This window comes from Hymenobacter baengnokdamensis (assembly GCF_008728635.1).
Lineage (GTDB): Bacteria > Bacteroidota > Bacteroidia > Cytophagales > Hymenobacteraceae > Hymenobacter > Hymenobacter baengnokdamensis.
Map to the genome: position 1 here is coordinate 3,410,893 of NZ_CP044285.1, position 15,836 is coordinate 3,426,728.

Annotated in this window: 15 protein-coding genes; 8 read left to right on the forward strand and 7 right to left on the reverse strand. The window is 60.0% G+C overall.

Translation table 11 applies throughout. The annotated features are described in order from the left end of the window. Window positions 1-45 precede the first annotated feature (45 nt). From F6X24_RS14535 to F6X24_RS14560, 5 genes are all read left to right on the forward strand, one after another. On the forward strand, window positions 46-1,359 hold the full coding sequence (locus tag F6X24_RS14535; RefSeq protein ID WP_151088708.1) for an aspartate kinase: 1,314 nt from the start codon (window positions 46-48) through the stop codon (window positions 1,357-1,359). A gap of 111 nt (window positions 1,360-1,470) precedes the next feature. Continuing rightward, window positions 1,471-2,061: a peroxiredoxin gene (locus tag F6X24_RS14540; RefSeq protein ID WP_151088709.1), complete on the forward strand. Its 591-nt coding sequence runs from the start codon at window positions 1,471-1,473 to the stop codon at window positions 2,059-2,061. 107 nt (window positions 2,062-2,168) lie between these two features. Then, window positions 2,169-3,413: a 3-deoxy-D-manno-octulosonic acid transferase gene (locus tag F6X24_RS14545; protein WP_151088710.1), complete on the forward strand. Its 1,245-nt coding sequence runs from the start codon at window positions 2,169-2,171 to the stop codon at window positions 3,411-3,413. 100 nt (window positions 3,414-3,513) lie between these two features. After that, entirely contained in the window at window positions 3,514-4,440 is a 927-nt protein-coding gene (rsgA, locus tag F6X24_RS14550) for a ribosome small subunit-dependent GTPase A (RefSeq protein WP_151088711.1), read from the forward strand. Between the two features lie 208 nt (window positions 4,441-4,648). Beyond that, complete coding sequence (locus F6X24_RS14560) at window positions 4,649-5,530, forward strand: NAD(P)-dependent oxidoreductase (protein WP_191906340.1); 882 nt, start codon at window positions 4,649-4,651, stop codon at window positions 5,528-5,530. Between the two features lie 89 nt (window positions 5,531-5,619). Here F6X24_RS14560 and F6X24_RS14565 read toward each other — a convergent pair whose 3' ends face one another. Next, the gene (locus tag F6X24_RS14565; RefSeq protein ID WP_151088713.1) at window positions 5,620-6,255 is read right to left on the reverse strand and encodes a fasciclin domain-containing protein; all 636 of its coding nucleotides are present in this window, start codon (window positions 6,253-6,255) and stop codon (window positions 5,620-5,622) included. 165 nt (window positions 6,256-6,420) lie between these two features. On the opposite strand from F6X24_RS14565, the gene F6X24_RS14570 reads away from it, so the two are divergent. Continuing rightward, window positions 6,421-6,879, forward strand: a complete 459-nt coding sequence (locus F6X24_RS14570; protein ID WP_151088714.1) for a peptidylprolyl isomerase — start codon at window positions 6,421-6,423, stop codon at window positions 6,877-6,879. A 119-nt stretch (window positions 6,880-6,998) separates the two neighbouring features. Here the strand turns inward: F6X24_RS14570 and F6X24_RS14575 are convergent, their stop codons facing one another. After that, on the reverse strand, window positions 6,999-8,516 hold the full coding sequence (locus tag F6X24_RS14575; RefSeq protein ID WP_151088715.1) for a sigma 54-interacting transcriptional regulator: 1,518 nt from the start codon (window positions 8,514-8,516) through the stop codon (window positions 6,999-7,001). Between the two features lie 132 nt (window positions 8,517-8,648). Then, window positions 8,649-9,758 (reverse strand): vWA domain-containing protein, encoded by a 1,110-nt coding sequence (locus F6X24_RS14580; RefSeq protein WP_151088716.1) that lies wholly within the window; start codon window positions 9,756-9,758, stop codon window positions 8,649-8,651. A gap of 63 nt (window positions 9,759-9,821) precedes the next feature. Here F6X24_RS14580 and F6X24_RS14585 point away from each other — a divergent pair, with 63 nt between their 5' ends. Continuing rightward, the gene (locus F6X24_RS14585) at window positions 9,822-10,103 is read left to right on the forward strand and encodes a DUF427 domain-containing protein (protein ID WP_151088717.1); all 282 of its coding nucleotides are present in this window, start codon (window positions 9,822-9,824) and stop codon (window positions 10,101-10,103) included. A gap of 88 nt (window positions 10,104-10,191) precedes the next feature. Here the strand turns inward: F6X24_RS14585 and F6X24_RS14590 are convergent, their stop codons facing one another. Continuing rightward, the gene (locus F6X24_RS14590) at window positions 10,192-11,148 is read right to left on the reverse strand and encodes an NADP-dependent oxidoreductase (RefSeq protein WP_151088718.1); all 957 of its coding nucleotides are present in this window, start codon (window positions 11,146-11,148) and stop codon (window positions 10,192-10,194) included. A gap of 131 nt (window positions 11,149-11,279) precedes the next feature. Beyond that, window positions 11,280-12,266: an acyl-ACP desaturase gene (locus F6X24_RS14595; RefSeq protein ID WP_151088719.1), complete on the reverse strand. Its 987-nt coding sequence runs from the start codon at window positions 12,264-12,266 to the stop codon at window positions 11,280-11,282. 277 nt (window positions 12,267-12,543) lie between these two features. Here F6X24_RS14595 and F6X24_RS14600 point away from each other — a divergent pair, with 277 nt between their 5' ends. After that, on the forward strand, window positions 12,544-13,182 hold the full coding sequence (locus F6X24_RS14600) for a hypothetical protein (protein WP_151088720.1): 639 nt from the start codon (window positions 12,544-12,546) through the stop codon (window positions 13,180-13,182). Window positions 13,183-13,224: 42 nt separating this feature from the next. Here F6X24_RS14600 and F6X24_RS14605 read toward each other — a convergent pair whose 3' ends face one another. Continuing rightward, complete coding sequence (locus tag F6X24_RS14605; protein WP_151088721.1) at window positions 13,225-14,691, reverse strand: GH1 family beta-glucosidase; 1,467 nt, start codon at window positions 14,689-14,691, stop codon at window positions 13,225-13,227. A gap of 108 nt (window positions 14,692-14,799) precedes the next feature. After that, window positions 14,800-15,831: a glycosyltransferase family protein gene (locus tag F6X24_RS14610; protein ID WP_151088722.1), complete on the reverse strand. Its 1,032-nt coding sequence runs from the start codon at window positions 15,829-15,831 to the stop codon at window positions 14,800-14,802. Window positions 15,832-15,836 lie beyond the last annotated feature (5 nt).

Below are 15,836 nucleotides of genomic sequence, written 5' to 3' on the forward strand. Positions count from 1 at the left end.
CGGGCCGAGCGCCCAAAAGCGGCGCATGGGCTAGTTTTGGGGCTTATGGGAAAAGAACTAACGGGCTTGCAGGTCTACAAATTTGGCGGCGCCTCGGTGAAAGACGCGGCGGCGATTCTCAACCTCTGTCGCATCGTGCGCGACTTTGGGCCTCAGGGTCCGCTGCTGATTGTGGTATCGGCGATGGGCAAGACGACGAATGCGCTGGAGGAGCTATATGATTTGGGTTATAAAGGACAAGACTACTATCATAAAGAGGTAACTACTCATCGGTACCACGCGCTCATTGGACAAGAGGTTGTCCAAAAAGTACCAATGGAGCGGATTCGACCATTTGGTCCGGTTGAAGGAATTTTAAAGTATCATTTCAGTGCATTTGCCTCCGCATTCTTTGGCCGCGTAAAAGCTGACTATGATGAGGGTTACGACCAGATTGTGAGCCTGGGAGAACGTATTTCCGCCGAGTTTGTACGTATAGCTTTGCTAACTGAATTCGAGCCGTCAGAAGTAACTCACCTGGCAGCCACCACCATGCTCCGCACCAATACAAGCTGGCGCGAAGGCCGCGTAGATTGGCCGGAAACCGAGCGTCTTACACGGCAAGCCGTAACCAAGGCCGTAAAATCCGGAGCTAGAATCATTGTAACAGAAGGCTTTATTGGTGGCACCGCCGACGGTCGCACCACCACCCTCGGCCGCGAGGGCTCCGACTACTCGGCCGCCATCTTCGCCTATTGCCTGAATGCCGAAAGCGTCACCATCTGGAAGGACGTGCCGGGCCTGCTCAACGCCGACCCTAAAATATTTCCTGACACGGTGCTGTACCCCGAAATCAGCTACCAGGAAACCATCGAGATGGCGTTTTACGGGGCCAGTGTCATTCACCCCAAAACCCTGAAACCGCTGGCCGAGCGTCACATTCCGCTACGCGTAAAGTCGTTTCTGAACCCCGAGGCGCCGGGCACGCTCATCCACGACTGCCAGCACCCGCCGCTGGTGCCCGCGTTTATCTGCAAGGCGGGACAGTGTCTGCTGTCGTTCGAGAGCAAGGATTTCGCGTTTATCTCGGAAGAAAACCTGGAAGTGATATTCGGCGCGCTGGCCCAGGCGCGGCTCAAAATCAACCTCATGCAGAACTCAGCCATCAGCTTTTCGGTGTGCACCGACTACAATGCGCTGCGCGTGCAGCGGCTTTTGGAGCTGTTGCACGCGCAGTTTCGGGTGCAGTATAATACTGATTTGACGCTCTTTACAATTAAGCATTACGACCAGGCCAGCATTGAGCAGCTCACGGCCGGGCGCACGCTGCTGCTGGAGCAGCGCACGCGCAGCACGTTTCAGTTTTTAGTGCACAAATAACTATGCCTACCAATTACCGTTTAGAGGTCGTTGGGTAATCCAGGCCGGCCGCCATAACTACCTAATCCAGCGTCATTAACCACTACTCATTAACCATTAACTACTAAGTAAATGTCCGTTCTCGTTGGCAAGCGCGCGCCTGCTTTTAAGGCGTATGCCGTTATCGGCCAGCAGGTAGAAGCTGATTTTTCGCTCGACCGCTACCTCGGCAAGCGCTACGTGCTGCTGTTTTTTTACCCCGCCGACTTTTCGGGCCTCTGCCCTACCGAGCTGCTGGCTTTTCAGCAGATGCTGCCCGAGTTTGAGCGGCGCGGCGTCGCCGTTATCGGGTGCAGCACCGATTCGCACCAGGTGCACCAGGCCTGGTTGCGCACGCCGCTCGATGAGGGCGGCATCGTGGGGGTAACGTATCCGCTCGTGGCCGACGCGACCAAGACCATATCGGCAAATTACGATGTACTGGCTGGTCACTACGACTACAACGAATCGGGCGAAATGGTCTTCATAGGCACCGCCCAGGCCTACCGGGGCCTGTTTTTGATTGACCGCGACGGTATTGTGCGCCACCAGCTCGTGAACGACCGCTTTCTGGGCCGCCGTATCTCCGATGCCCTGCGCGTGGTAGATGCCCTGCGTCACTTTGAGGAGCACGGCGAAACCTGCCCGGCTAACTGGGAAGCGGAGGAGGGAATTATCGGCTGAAAGTCAGGAGCTAGCTAGTTGGCCGATGCCAGGCCAGCCCCATAACCCCTCGAAAGCGTTAATTTTGGGACCGCAGCCGGACTTTTACTTTCCGGGTACGGTCTTTTTTGCGCTTTCTCTATTCGTTAGGACTTTCGCTTTATGCGCTGCTGCTGCGCCTGGTAGCTCCGTTTGTGCCCAAGGCGGCGGCCTGGGTAGCGGGCCGCGCCGGGCTGCTGGCGCGCGTTGAGCAGGCGCTGGCCGGCGATGCTGCCCCGCGCCTGTGGGTTCATTGCGCCTCCTTGGGCGAGTTTGAGCAGGGCCGCCCGCTTATTGAGGGCCTACGGCAGCAATACCCCGGCCACAAAATCGTGCTCACGTTTTTCTCACCCTCGGGCTACGAGGTGCGCAAAAGCTGGCCGGGAGCCGACTACGTCTTTTACCTGCCGCTCGATACGGCCGGCAATGCCCGGCGCTTTGTGGCGGCGGTGCAGCCGCGGCTGGCAGTCTTTGTCAAGTACGAATTCTGGTATTTCTTTCTGCGCGAATTGCGCGCGCAGGGTATTCCGGCAGTAGTTGTGGCGGCTATCTTCCGGCCTCAGCAGCCATTCTTCCGGCCCTGGGGAGGTTTTTTTCGGCAGATTCTCGGCCAGCTGACGCACATTTTCACGCAGAATGAGGCCTCCGCCGACTTGCTGCGTGGCATCGGCCTCACGCGGGTAAGCGTAGCCGGCGATACGCGCTTCGATACCGTGGCAGCAACGGCGCTGGCCCCCGCCCGCCCCCTGCCCCTGGCCGAAGCCTTCGTGGCCGACGGCGCGCCGGTGCTCGTGGCCGGTAGCGTGTGGCCCGAAGACCTGCCCGCGCTGGCGCCGCTGCTGCGCAAGCACGCCCGCACCATGCGCTTTATTGTGGCCCCGCACGAGGTATCGGAGGCGCATTTGCAGGAGATAGAAGCCGCCATGCCGGGCCTTACGCTGCGCTACTCGCGGGCCGTGCCCGGCACGGTAGCCGAGGCCCGGCTGCTGCTTATCGACAATGTAGGGATGCTCAGCCAGCTTTACCGGTTTGGGCAGTTTGCCTACATCGGCGGGGCCTTTGGGGCGGGGCTGCACAACACGCTGGAAGCGGCGGCCTTTGGGCTGCCCGTGTATTTCGGGCCGCGCTACGCCCGGTTTCAGGAAGCCGTGGAGCTGGTGCAGCTCGGCTGCGCGTTTCCGGTGCAATCGGCCCGGCAGCTGGAGGCGGCGTTCGACCGGCTCTATTACAATGAAGAAGCGCGGCTGAAGGTCCAGGACCTTTGCCTCGACTACGTGCACCAGCACGCGGGGGCCACAAGCCGCATTCTTAGGGAGTTAAAAGTGAAGGGTTAAAAGTTAGAAGTTGTGGGGCGGCCTCTGGCAAGGCAGTCTTTAACTTCTCAGAACAGCCTATTCAACTCCTGACTCTTACCTCCTAACTTTTAACTCAAAAATGACTGGCATCGTCGTTAAATCTACCGGCTCGTGGTACGTGGTGCGCGACACTACCAGCGGACAGCTGCACCGCTGCCGGCTCCGGGGCAAGTTTAAAAACAAGGGGCTGAAAGTGAGTAACCCACTGGCCGTGGGCGACGTGGTGGAGTTTGACCTGCCGGAGCAGTCGGAGGGCGCGGGCGTGATTCATACTATCCGGCCGCGCCGCAACTACATCATCCGGCGCTCGGTACATAAGAGTGAGCACGCCCACATTGTAGCCGCTAACCTCGACCAGGCGCTGCTGGTAGTAACGCTGGTGTCGCCGGCCACCTCGTTTGGGTTTATCGACCGATTTTTGGTTACGGCCGAGGCGTACCACATTCCGGCGCAGCTTATTTTCAATAAATCTGACTTATACGACGACGATACGCTCGACTATCAGCGCCAGATTGCCGGCATGTACGCCAGCCTGGGCTACCCCAGCGTGCTGTGCTCGGCCGAAACCGGGGCCAACGTAGCGGCCGTGGCCGCGCTGCTGCCGGGCAAGACCTCGCTGCTGTCGGGCCACTCGGGCGTGGGCAAAAGCACGCTGATAAATGTGCTGGTGCCCGACCTGGATTTGAAAACGGCCGAAATCAGCGCCTTTTCAGATAAGGGCAAGCACACGACGACCTTCGCCGAGATGCTGGAAGTATCGCCCGAAACCTATATTATCGATACGCCCGGCATCAAGGAGTTGGGCCTGGTGGACGTGCCCGCCGCCGAGCTGGCCGGCTACTTCCCCGAGATGCGCGCCCTGCTGGGCCAGTGCCGCTACCACAACTGCCAGCACGTGCACGAGCCCGGCTGCGCCGTGCGCGAAGCCGTGGATAAGGGCCAGCTGGCCGTGCCGCGCTACGAAAGCTACGTGAGTATGCTCCACGATGAGGACAACCGGCACTAGGTTTTTAATGTAGGAGAATGTGAGGAATGTGAAAGATGTGAGAATGTGGAAAATGTGAGGAATAGAAAGAAGCAGCTTCCACATTCTCACATTCTCCACATCTCCCACATTCTACACTTCTCCCACATTCTACACTTCTCCCACATTCTTCACATCTCCCACATTCTGCACTTCTCCCACATTTTCCACATATCCTCTATTAAAAATAATGAAAATTGCTTTTCTGGGCCTGGGCAGCATGGGTGCCGCCATGGCGGCCAACCTGCTTAAAGCCGGCTTTCCCCTTACCGTTTATAACCGCAGCGCCGACAAGGCCGAGCCCCTGCGCCGGCAGGGCGCTACCGTGGCGGCCACGCCCGCCGAAGCCGTGCGCGAGGCCGATATCGTGTTTACGATGGTTACCGACGACCACGCGCTTACGGACCTTACCACCGGCCCCAACGGCATCCTCACCACCCTGCGTAAGGGCGCCATCCATGCCTCGTGCAGCACCGTAGCGCCCGATACCAACCGCCGCCTGGCCGAGGCGCACGCCGCGCACGGCTCCTTCTTGGTAGCCTCGCCGGTGTTTGGCAAGCCCGACGTGGCGGCCGCCGGTAAGCTCTGGATTGGCTCTTCGGGGCCGGCCGAAGCCCGCGAGCGGCTCAGACCGGCGCAGGCCGCCATCGGCCAGGGCACCCACGACTTTGGCGACGACCCCGGCGCGGCCAGCGTGGCCAAGCTCTGCGGCAACTTCCTGCTCGGCACCGTGATTGAAGGGATGGCCGAAGCCCTGACGCTGGCCGAAAAGTGCGGCCTCGACCGCGTGGGCTTCTACGAGATGCTAACCAGCACCCTCTTCAACAACCCGATTTATAAAAGCTACGGCAAGCTCATTGCCGAGCAGCACTACCAGCCGGTGGGCGCGCCGCCCGCCATTATCCGCAAAGACATGAACCTGGTGGTGCAGGAGGCTTATAAGAATGAGGTGCCCATGCCCTTTGCCAACCTCATCCGCGACCGCCTCACCGCCACCGTGGCCCTGGGCGAGCCCGACGTGGACTGGGCCAGCTTCGCCAAAAGAGTATCGGAAGACGCGGGACTTCATTAATGGTTAATGCATGAATAGTTAATGGTTAATGATTAATATACTCAACGTATCGGAGCAACATTAACCATTTATGCATTAACCATTAATGTCTACTTCGCCAGCGGGAGCACCACGGTATCAATGATGTGCGTCACGCCGTTCTTGGAAATCACGTCGGCAATCTGCACCGTGGCGGGGGCGTCTTTGCCGTTGCCTACCATCACTTTGCCATCCTTCACCGAGATGTGCAGCTTCTCGCCGTTCACGGTAGTCAACTCCTGGCCGTCTTTGAGGTCGGCGGCCACGAGGCGGCCGGGGATAACGTGGTAGGTGAGCACGCCCTTAAGCTTAGCCGCGTTGGCGGGGTCTTGCAGGGCCGCCACGGCTGCCTTCGGCAGCTTGTTAAAAGCCGCGTTGGTAGGCGCAAAAACCGTGAAGGGCCCCGTGCCTTTCAGGGTCTCAACCAGGCCGGCCTGCTTCACCAATGCTACCAGCGTGCTTACGCTCTTGGCGGCAGCAGCATTGTCAACGATGTCTTTGTCGGCCGTCATGGCTACGCCGTCTACCAGTACGCCCTTGGGCTTGGCCATGCGGGCCGAGTCGCCGGCCATCGCGGCTACCGAATCGGCGGGGTTAGCGGTGCTTTTTTCAGTAGTCGTGGTGGTTTCGGTGGTTTTGTCGCCGCCGCAGCTTGTGAAACCAAGACTGAGGGTAAGGGCGGCCAGCGGGAAGAATAGCTTCTTCATGAAAAAATAGAAAGGAGGAAAAAAGTGGAACTCTGGCGCAAGATTACGTAATAGCCAGGGCCTTCGGTTTAGCAAACCCCAACCCGACACGGCCTGTTTTACCTTCGCAGGGCCTACGGCATATGCTGGGCCATTTTCCCACCCTTCACACCGCTTATTTTTTCGATGAAAACCGCTGAAATCCACACGCCTAAGGGCATCATGAAAGTCGAGTTCTACGAGCAGGACGCGCCCAACACCGTGAAAAACTTCACCGACCTGGCCAAGAAAGGCTTCTACGACGGCACCAAGTTTCACCGCGTTATCCCGAATTTTGTGATTCAGGGCGGCGACCCCAACACCAAGCCCGGCGCCAAAGGCGCGCCCGGCACCGGCGGCCCCGGCTACAAAATCGACTGCGAAACCAGCGGCGGCCACCAGTACCACGAGCGCGGCGCCCTTAGCATGGCCCACGCCGGCAAAAACACCGGCGGCTCGCAGTTTTTTATCGCCCACTCGCGCGACAATACCGCCCACCTCGACCGCGTGCATACCGTGTTCGGCAAAGTGGTAGAGGGCCTGGACGTGATTGACCAGATTCGGGGCAACGACGAGATTACCAGGATTGTAGTAAAAGACGAGTAGCACACTGGTGCCCCTTACACCAATTTGGAAGCTGCTTTAAGAAAAAGCCCCGCGTACCAGACTGGTACGCGGGGCTTTTTACTACTCACGCGCGGACTCGCAGAGTCCACGCTACCTTGCTACCGGCGGCGGCGGGGCTTTTCCTCTTCCTCGTCGTCATCATCGCCGAAGCTGGGCATGGTGAACATAGAGGAAAGCAAATCTTTGAACTGGGCGCCGCCCGTGAGGCGGTTGCGCGAGATGAGCGAGTGCTCGGCCAGGCCGTGCAGCAGGAATTCCATCAGGAAATAAGTCGTTTCGGCATCGTCCTTGGGGTGCAGCTCGGTTACGATGGCGCGCAGGCCGGGCACTTTGTCGAGGGCGGCGCGGTAGTCTTCGGTGCTGGCGTCGTGCAGGATATCGAGCGTGTTGCCGTTGCCAAACCACTCCTGCACCGTTTTGTAGGGCGAGGGGCGGTTTTTGAGCTTCTTAGCCTTGTCGGGGTCGGGGAAATAGTTCAGGAACAGCGTGCGGATGGCCTTGCCCATGAGCTTCTCGGCCACGATGCCGGCGCCCTCCTGTTCGCCCTCGTACACCAATTCGACCTTGCCCGTGATGGCAGGCACGGCCGAGATAAAGTCGGCCACGCGCACGTAGGTGCTGGTTTCACCGTTGATGAGCGCCCGGCGCTCGGCCCCGGCAATCACCTGCTCGTAGGCCGAGATGGTGAGGCGGGCCGATACGCCCGACTTGGCATCGACAAACTCGGAGCCGCGCGCCTCAACGGCCACCTGTTCCACGAGGTCGTGGATGATTTCGTTGCTGGTTACCAGGCCTTTCTGCTCCTCTTTGATGCGGGCTTCCTGCTTGGTAATGCGCTTGCCGATTTCAATCGACTTGGGATAGTGCGTGATAATCTGGGCGTCGATGCGGTCCTTGAGCGGCGTTACGATGCTACCCCGGTTGGTGTAGTCCTCGGGGTTGGCCGTGAACACAAACTGGATATCGAGCGGCAGGCGCACCTTGAAGCCGCGAATCTGGATGTCGCCCTCCTGCAATATATTAAATAGCGAAACCTGAATACGGGCCTGTAAGTCGGGTAATTCGTTGATTACGAAAATGCCCCGGTGCGCGCGCGGAATCAGGCCGAAGTGAATAACCCGCTCATCGGAGTACGGCAGTTTGAGCGTGGCGGCCTTGATGGGGTCGGCGTCGCCGATGAGGTCGGCCACCGACACGTCGGGCGTCGCCAGCTTCTCGGTGTAGCGGTCGTTGCGGTGCATCCAGCTCACGGGCGTGTCGTCGCCCTTCTCGGCAATGAGGTTTTTGGCAAATACCGACAGCGGCTGCAACGGGTCGTCGTTCAGCTCCGAGCCTTCGACCACGGGCATATACTCATCGAGCAGGTTGATGAGCAGGCGCGCGATGCGCGTCTTGGCCTGGCCGCGCAAGCCCAGCAGGTTGATGTGGTGCCCGGCCAGAATAGCGCGCTGCAACTCGGGTATCACGGTTTCCTCGTAGCCGAAGATGCCGGGAAACACATCCTCTTTGTTTTTGAGTTTAGAAATGAGGTTGTCCCGCAGCTCTTGTTTCACGGTGCGGGGCTGGTAACCACTGGCGCGGAGCTGGCCCAGGGTGCGGATAGTTTCGTGCTTCATTAGGTCTTAAACCCGCTTAACGGGCGTGTGGTTCAGCCGGGCAGCGGCGAGTTGAACGTGGATAGTATTCAAAAAACGCTTCCCATTTCCCGGTTAGAAATAGGAAGCGTTTTTGCAGCGACAAGCAGTAGCTTACAACGACTTGCGCCGGTTCTTTTTATAGTCTTCAAATACCAGGTGCCCCAGCCCTTTCAGGCCCGAGTAATAGGCCTTGCCCTGGTTTACTTCCGTAAACTCCTCCACGAATTTTTGCAAATACGGGTCGGAGGTAATCATGAAGGTGGTAATCGGAATCTTGATGCGGCGGGCGGCGGCGGCCAGGTTCAGCGTCTTGTTCACCACCTTGCGGTCGAGGCCAAACGAGTTTTTGTAGTAGCCGTTGCCTTCCTTAAGGCAGGTCGGCTTGCCGTCGGTAATCATGAAAATCTGCTTGTTGGGCGTTTTACGCTTGCGCAGCAAATCCATCGCCAGCTCCAGGCCGGCCACCGTGTTGGTATGGTAGGGGCCGACCTGCAGATAGGGCAAGTCCTTGACCTCAATCTGCCAGGCGTCGTTGCCGAACACAATCACGTCGAGCGTGTCCTTAGGGTATTTCTGCTTCACCAGCTCGGCCAGCGCCATCGCCACCTTTTTGGCGGGCGTGATGCGGTCCTCGCCGTAGAGTATCATCGAGTGGGAGATGTCAATCATCAGCACCGTGCTGGTCTGGGACTTATGCTCGTTTTCGCGCACTTCGAGGTCGCCCTCGGTCAGCATGAAATTGTCGCCGTCCATGCCGTGGTTGAGCTGGGCATTGCGGATGGATTCCGACATCTGAATCTGCTCCAGCGAGTCACCGAAGCGGAACTCGCGCAGGTCGGTACTCTGCTCGTCGCCCTGTCCGGTGTGGGGCGTACGGTGGTTGCCGGTGCTGCTCTTCTTGAGCTTGCCGAAAATCTCCTCCAGCGCCGATTTGCGGATTTTCTGCTCGGTCTTGGGCGTGATTTTCAGCTCGCCCCGCTCCTGCTCATTCTCATCGATGTAGCCCTTTTTCTTGAGGTCGTCGATGAAGTTTCCCATGCCGTAGTCGTTGTCAGTGAGGCCGTACTGCTTGTCGAGCTCATTGAGCCACTGCAACGCCTCGCCCACGTCGCCGCTGGTGATGGTAATGAGCTGCATAAAGAGCTTGAATAACTGCTCAAATCCCTTATCGCCCGAGTTTTCATCGGGCACAAAATCACGAAAGCGAACCCCAATAGCCATAATAATCTACGTAACGGTAGTGGTGGCAAAAACAACGGCCCGCGGGGCAATGTTCATTATCCCATGAAAGCCATCTGGAATAATACCGTCGTGGCCGAGAGCGACGACACCGTTGTGGTTGAGAATAACCACTATTTCCCCGCAAGCTCGCTCAAAAAAGAGTTTTTTGAGGACAGCATTGCCCACACCACCTGCCCCTGGAAAGGCCGCGCCAGCTACTACTCGCTGCGCGTAAACGACGCGCTCAACAAGGATGCCGCCTGGTATTACCCCCAGCCCAGCCCCGCCGCCGCCAACATTCAGGGCCGGGTAGCATTCTGGAAGGGCGTGAAGATTGAGGCGTAGTAAAAAGCGTGCTGCCTCGACAAGCAGCTGCCTGTCGAGGCAGCACGTTTTTTACTACGCCCTAAACAGCTTCGTTAGCGTTTGCTCTTCAAGGAATTATCACCACTTTGCCGGTGGTATGCTTCGACTCAATCTGCTCGAAGGCCTTTTTCACCTCAGCCAGCGGGAAGGTAGCCGCGATGGGCAGGTGCAGCTTACCGGCATCGGCCAGCTCGCGCAGGTGGTCGAGGTCGGGCACGCTGGGCTGGGCCATTACGTGCGTGAAATAGACGCCGGGGGGCAAGCTTAGTGCTTTACCATCGTTGAGCACCGAGATGAGCCGGCCGGCCGGCTTCAGCGCCGCCAGGCTCTGGGTAAGCGTGTCGCCGCTAATGGCGTCAAACAGTAGGTCAACGCCTTCCGGAGCTATTTTCTTTACCGATTCGGCTACCGGGCCGGCCGCGTAGTCGATGGTAAAATCGGCTCCGAGCTTACTCATATAGTCGGCATTTTGGGCGCTGGCCACGGCTATCACCGTGGCTCCTACGCTTTTGGCCAGCTGAATAGCTACGCTGCCAACTCCGCCCGACGCCCCCAGAATCAGAACGGTTTCGCCGCTTTTCAGCTTACCGGCCGTGAAAACCGACTGATAGGCCGTGAGCCCCGCCAGCGGCAGGCCGCCGGCTTCTTCCCAGCTGAGGGTAGCCGGGCGCCGCGCCAGATAGCATTCAGGAATTACTATGTATTCGGCAAAAGTGCCGTGCTGTACCACGGGGCGGCGCACGTAGCCATACACCTCGGCACCGTCAGCGAAGCGGGAAGCTCCGTGGCCGCGCTTTTCAACTACCCCGGCCACGTCCCAGCCCGGCACGGCCGGGAAAGCGTTGGGCACTACCTGCTGAAAATAGCCTTCCCGCACGATGTAATCGACGGGGTTAATACCGGCGGCTTTTACGCGCAGCAGCACGTCGCCCTCGCCCAGTTCGGGCAGGTCAAGGGGGCCAACCTTTATTTTATCGATGCCGCCAAACTCGGTGTAGTAGGCGGCTTGCGTTTGCTTTGCCATTGGAAAAGGAGAATTACGAGTGGTAAGTACCTGCTCATAACCAGGGCCCCGCCCAATAGTTAGGGCGCATGAAAAAGCTCCGGCTGCGCAGGGCAGCCGGAGCTTTTTTCGGTTTCAGCGCGGCCGGGCCGTTAGCTAATCCACTTAAACTTGTATTCGAGCTTGGGCACCGGCATGCGGTCGCTAACGCGGCGCAGGCGGTTGGGCAGGGCCATTACGTAGTCGCGGGCCTTCTCGGCGGCGGGCGTCAGGCCGGTATGGTCCGCAATTTTCCAGTCCGTGATGAGCGTATCCAGGATATCGGTATAGTCGCTGCTGGTGTATACCCCGAGGCGCTGAGCGGCATCGGTGAAGTGCCCGAAGGTTTTGCCCATATCCACGCCCAGCTCGCGCATGTAGTGCGCCGGCATCACGATTTTCTTGCGCATCATGTCCTCGAAGGCCAGCATCATCTCGCTGGGGTCCAGCTCGAAAATCTTTTCCACGAAGGTTTTGTAGGCGCGAGCGTGGCGGTTTTCGTCGCCGGCAATCATGCCGCAGATTTTCGAGAGCTGGTCGTCGCCGGCGGTGCGGGCCAGCTGGCCCACGCGGCGGTGCGAGATGTTGGTAGCCATCTCCTGGTAGCTCGTGTACACGAAGGCGCGGTACGGGTCGTTGGCCGTGCCCAGGTCGAAGCCGTCGTTAATCAGGTACTGCGTGCTGACCTCAAACTCGCGCATGTTTACGCGGCCGCAGAGGTAGAGGTAGCGGTTGAGCAGGTCGCCGTGGCGGTTTTCCTCGGCCGTCCAGCCCCGAATCCACTGCGCCCAGCCGTTATCGCGGTCGCGGTTGAGGTTGTCGAGCTCATGAAACCAGGCTTCGTAGTTAGGCAGCGCCTCTTCGGTGATGGTGTCGCCGATGAGCACGGCCAGCAGGTCGTAGCTGAGGGTAGAAGCCCGCTCGCGCAATTCCTTTACTTCCTCGAAGAAGGTGTCGCGGCGCGAGTCCGGCAGGTAATCAGCGGGTTGCCAGCTATCCTCTACCTTCTTAAGAAAGGTATAGATATTATCTTTCAGATAGCCTTCAAGTTGCTGAAGTACTTCGCCGCGCGAAATAAGAAGGTCGTTACTGAGTACCATACAAGGGAATGCCACCAGTGAGCGGCTGGTGAATGAACGCGCGAAGGTCGGGTTTTAGTTGAGTTTTACGGGTACATGATTTTGGCATTGTCGGGTTTTAGCCCATATCAGCAACTTATAATTGTTCCAGTCAGTGCTACCTTGCTTGTTTTCAGGCCGTAGCCGTAAGCAGGCCGCCGCAAGGCCGAGCCAGAGATGGAGGCTGCTGCGCCTTATCCGTCGTGGCTGGCCGAGATTTGCCGGATAGTGTCTTCTATCGAAACCGGTTTTTCTTTCCGTGCCCGCTCCTGCAACTGCCCCAGCCGCCGTGCCCCCACTCACTGAGTTTGCCAGCTTCTACCTCTACGGCCTTAGCAATAACCCTTACCGGCAATCGGCTGACGTCGAAAAGTTCGGGCAGTTGTATGACCTGGTAATTGGTGCCCACGGTGGCGTAAGTATCGGCAGCTCGTTTCATCCCTATCAGCTCATCGGCCCAGGTGGCGTAACGGTGTGGTACGCGGCGTATGCGCAGCTCTATAGTCAGCCCAACCGGGCCGCGCTGTTTGAGGCCATGACCGATGAGCAGGCGCGGTTTCTGGTAGCCCCGCCGGCCTCATTCAGCGCGTTTCACGTGTGGCCCGACACGCGCCTGACCAGCGAGGAAAACCCGGTTTTCAGCCACTATATTCCGTTTGTGCTGCCTTTTTTGGTGCGCAAAGGCCCGGCCGCGTTGCGCTGGGATGCCGAGTTTGCAGCGGCAGCGGCTGGCACCCCCGAGGGCATTCAGCCTTACCTGGAAGCCGTGGTAACCGCCCTACGGTTTGTGCAGCCCGCGCCGGCTTTCGTGCTGGGCTTCGCAGAGTTTGACGAACAGCAGCCCGAGCGCGTAATCGAGCGGTTTATGAGCTGCCGCGATACCCTGCTCACGCGCTAGCCCAAGGCTCCGAAAATAACCTGTCGCAGGCAGTCATTTCGCTTACTGCTGGCTGAAGCCGGCCCGCCCGGCCCCGACCGTTACCGGTGCGCCACCCAAAAACTCGCCGTACCAGTGGCCCGAGTCTTTAATAATGCGCTCCTGGGTTTCATAATCGACGTGCACGAGCCCGAAGCGCGGACGATAGCCCTCGGCCCATTCGAAGTTGTCGGTAAAGCTCCAGGGGAAATAGCCGTTTACCTGAATATTGTCGCGGCGGGCCCGCAGCACCTGGCCGATGACCGCTTGCAGGTAAGCCCGACGAGCGGTATCGGGCACGCGGCCTGCCCGGGGCTGGTCGGCAAAGGCCGCGCCCGACTCCGTAACGAACAGCTCGGGTGCGCCGGGGTAGGTAGCAAACTGCTTCAGCATGTGGTAAACCGACTCGGGGTACACCTCCCAGCCCATTTCGGTGGTAGGCACGCCACGCCTGGCGGCCGGCACGAGGGCCGCGCCCAGCAGCGGCAGCCAGGGTGCCCGGCGCACCACCTCGCGGGTATAGTTCTGAATACCCCAGAAATCGAAGTCGAACTGCATCCGCTGCTCGTCGCCGGGGCGCTGGTAGCGGCGCAGCAGCCATCCCAGGGCGGGCAGCTCGGCCGTTGGATAGCCCAGGCCGAGCGTAGGCTCCACAAAAAAGCGATTGAGCAGCGCATCGGCGCGGCGCGTGGCCGCCTCGCTGGGGCCGTGGCCCGGCCGGGCCGGCGTAAGGTAGGAGCACGAAAACGTGGTGCCGATGCGGGCAGTATCGGGCAGCGCCGCCCGCAGCGCCCGGCCGCCCTCGGCCTGGGCCAGCGTAGCGTGGTGGGCCGCCGCCAGAAAGGCGGGCAGACTGCGGCGCCCCGGCGCGTGAATGCCCAGCAGATGCCCCGCCCCCACAAATACCATCGGCTCGTTGAGCACCATCCAGTGCTGCACACGGTCGCCGAGGCGGCGGGCCAGCACCTGGGCGTAGTCGGCCAGCCAGCCCACTACGGCACGGTTGGCCCAGCCGCCGCGCTGTTGCAAAGCCAACGGCAAATCCCAGTGATACACCGTCAGCCAGGGGCGCAGGTCGCGCTCCAGGCAGGCATCCACGAGGCGGTCGTAGAAATCGAGTCCACGCCTGCTGACCGCCCCGGTGCCCTCGGGCAGCACCCGCGACCACGCCACCGAGAGGCGGAAATCGGTTAAGCCCAGCCCCTGCGCCAGGTTTAAATCGTGCTCGTAGCGCGTGAAGAAGTCGGTACTGACGCGGGCATGCTCACCACGCTGAATAGCGCCCGGCCGGCGCGTAAACTCATCCCAGATGCTCGGGCCTTTGCCCTGCTGCTGCCAGGCCCCCTCTACCTGGTAGGCTGCGCAGGCTGCCCCCCAGTAAAAATCGGGCCCGAAGTCGCTGCGCGAATAGCTGCTGGGAGTGGTGGCCGGGAAAAAGGCATCTGGCAATTCCAGCGGGGGCCTGCTGGCAACAAGAAGGTCGTTGGGCATCAAACGGAGCTACGGGAAGGCGGTAAATAGTGCGCAGCGAGTGGTAGTCACTGGACAGTAAGCGTGGTAGTTGGCGGCTTTGCCCCGGCGGGCTATTTCGGGGCGGGGCTACAACGCCAGGGCGGGCGGCCCCACGCCCAGCTGCTCGGCCAGCAGGCGGGCCAGCACGGCGCCGGTCTGGTCGGGATACTGCACGCGAATCGGCTGGCCCCGGTGCAGCCAGTCGTCGATGCGGTCGAGGTGCTTGTCTTTGAGGCCGCGCACCACGGGCACGCCCATTTTATCGAGCGCGGCGGCGTTGCACTGCTGCTCATACTGCTGCTTCATGGGCACTACCAGCAGCTTTTTACCTAAAAAAAGCGCCTCGGCGGGCGTTTCGAAGCCCGCGCCGCAGAGCACGCCGTGGGCGCGGGCCAGGCTCTGAAGAAAATCGTCGCTGCTCACGGGCCACACCCGCACGTTGCCGTAGTCGGCGGGCTGCTGGCTGTGCTTCGAAAACACCTCCCACTGCACCGAGCGGCTGAGGTAGCGCAGGCGCTCAACCAGCCTTTGCTCGTCGAAAGCCGGCAGATACACCGTGTAGTAGCCCTCGTCGGTGGGCGTCAGCTCGCGCACCTGCCGCCGAATAACGGGCGTGCTGATACCCGGCGCATACTCCTGAAAGTGAAAGCCATACTGCGCCGTGCTCGGTGCGTAGTAGCGCAGCACGGCGCGGCCGGCGGGGTCTTCCTGCGCGGGGCGGGGCGCGGCAGGGTGCAGCACGGCGCTCTGGTGGCTCAAGGCTACGCACGGGCGGTGGCGCAGCCGGCAGGCCCAGGCCGACACCGGCTCAAAATCGTTGATTACCAGATTGTAGCGCTCTACCGGCAACTGCCGGATATCGTACACGAAACCGGCCGAGTTGAATTGCCGAAAGGTCTTCACAAAGTTGATACCGCCCTTCTTGCCAAATACAAAACCCATGCCCCCTACCCGGTACTGTACCGAAAAGGGCAGCGGCAAATCGGCGGGCGGACCGCTCACCAGCACGTCGAGCTGCCCGCCCAGCGCCTCCACTTGCTGCCGAAGCAGGGGCACCACGTCGAGAGCCCGCATCAAGTGCCCATTGCCAGTGCCCTGAATAGCATAAAGAATATGCATTTTAC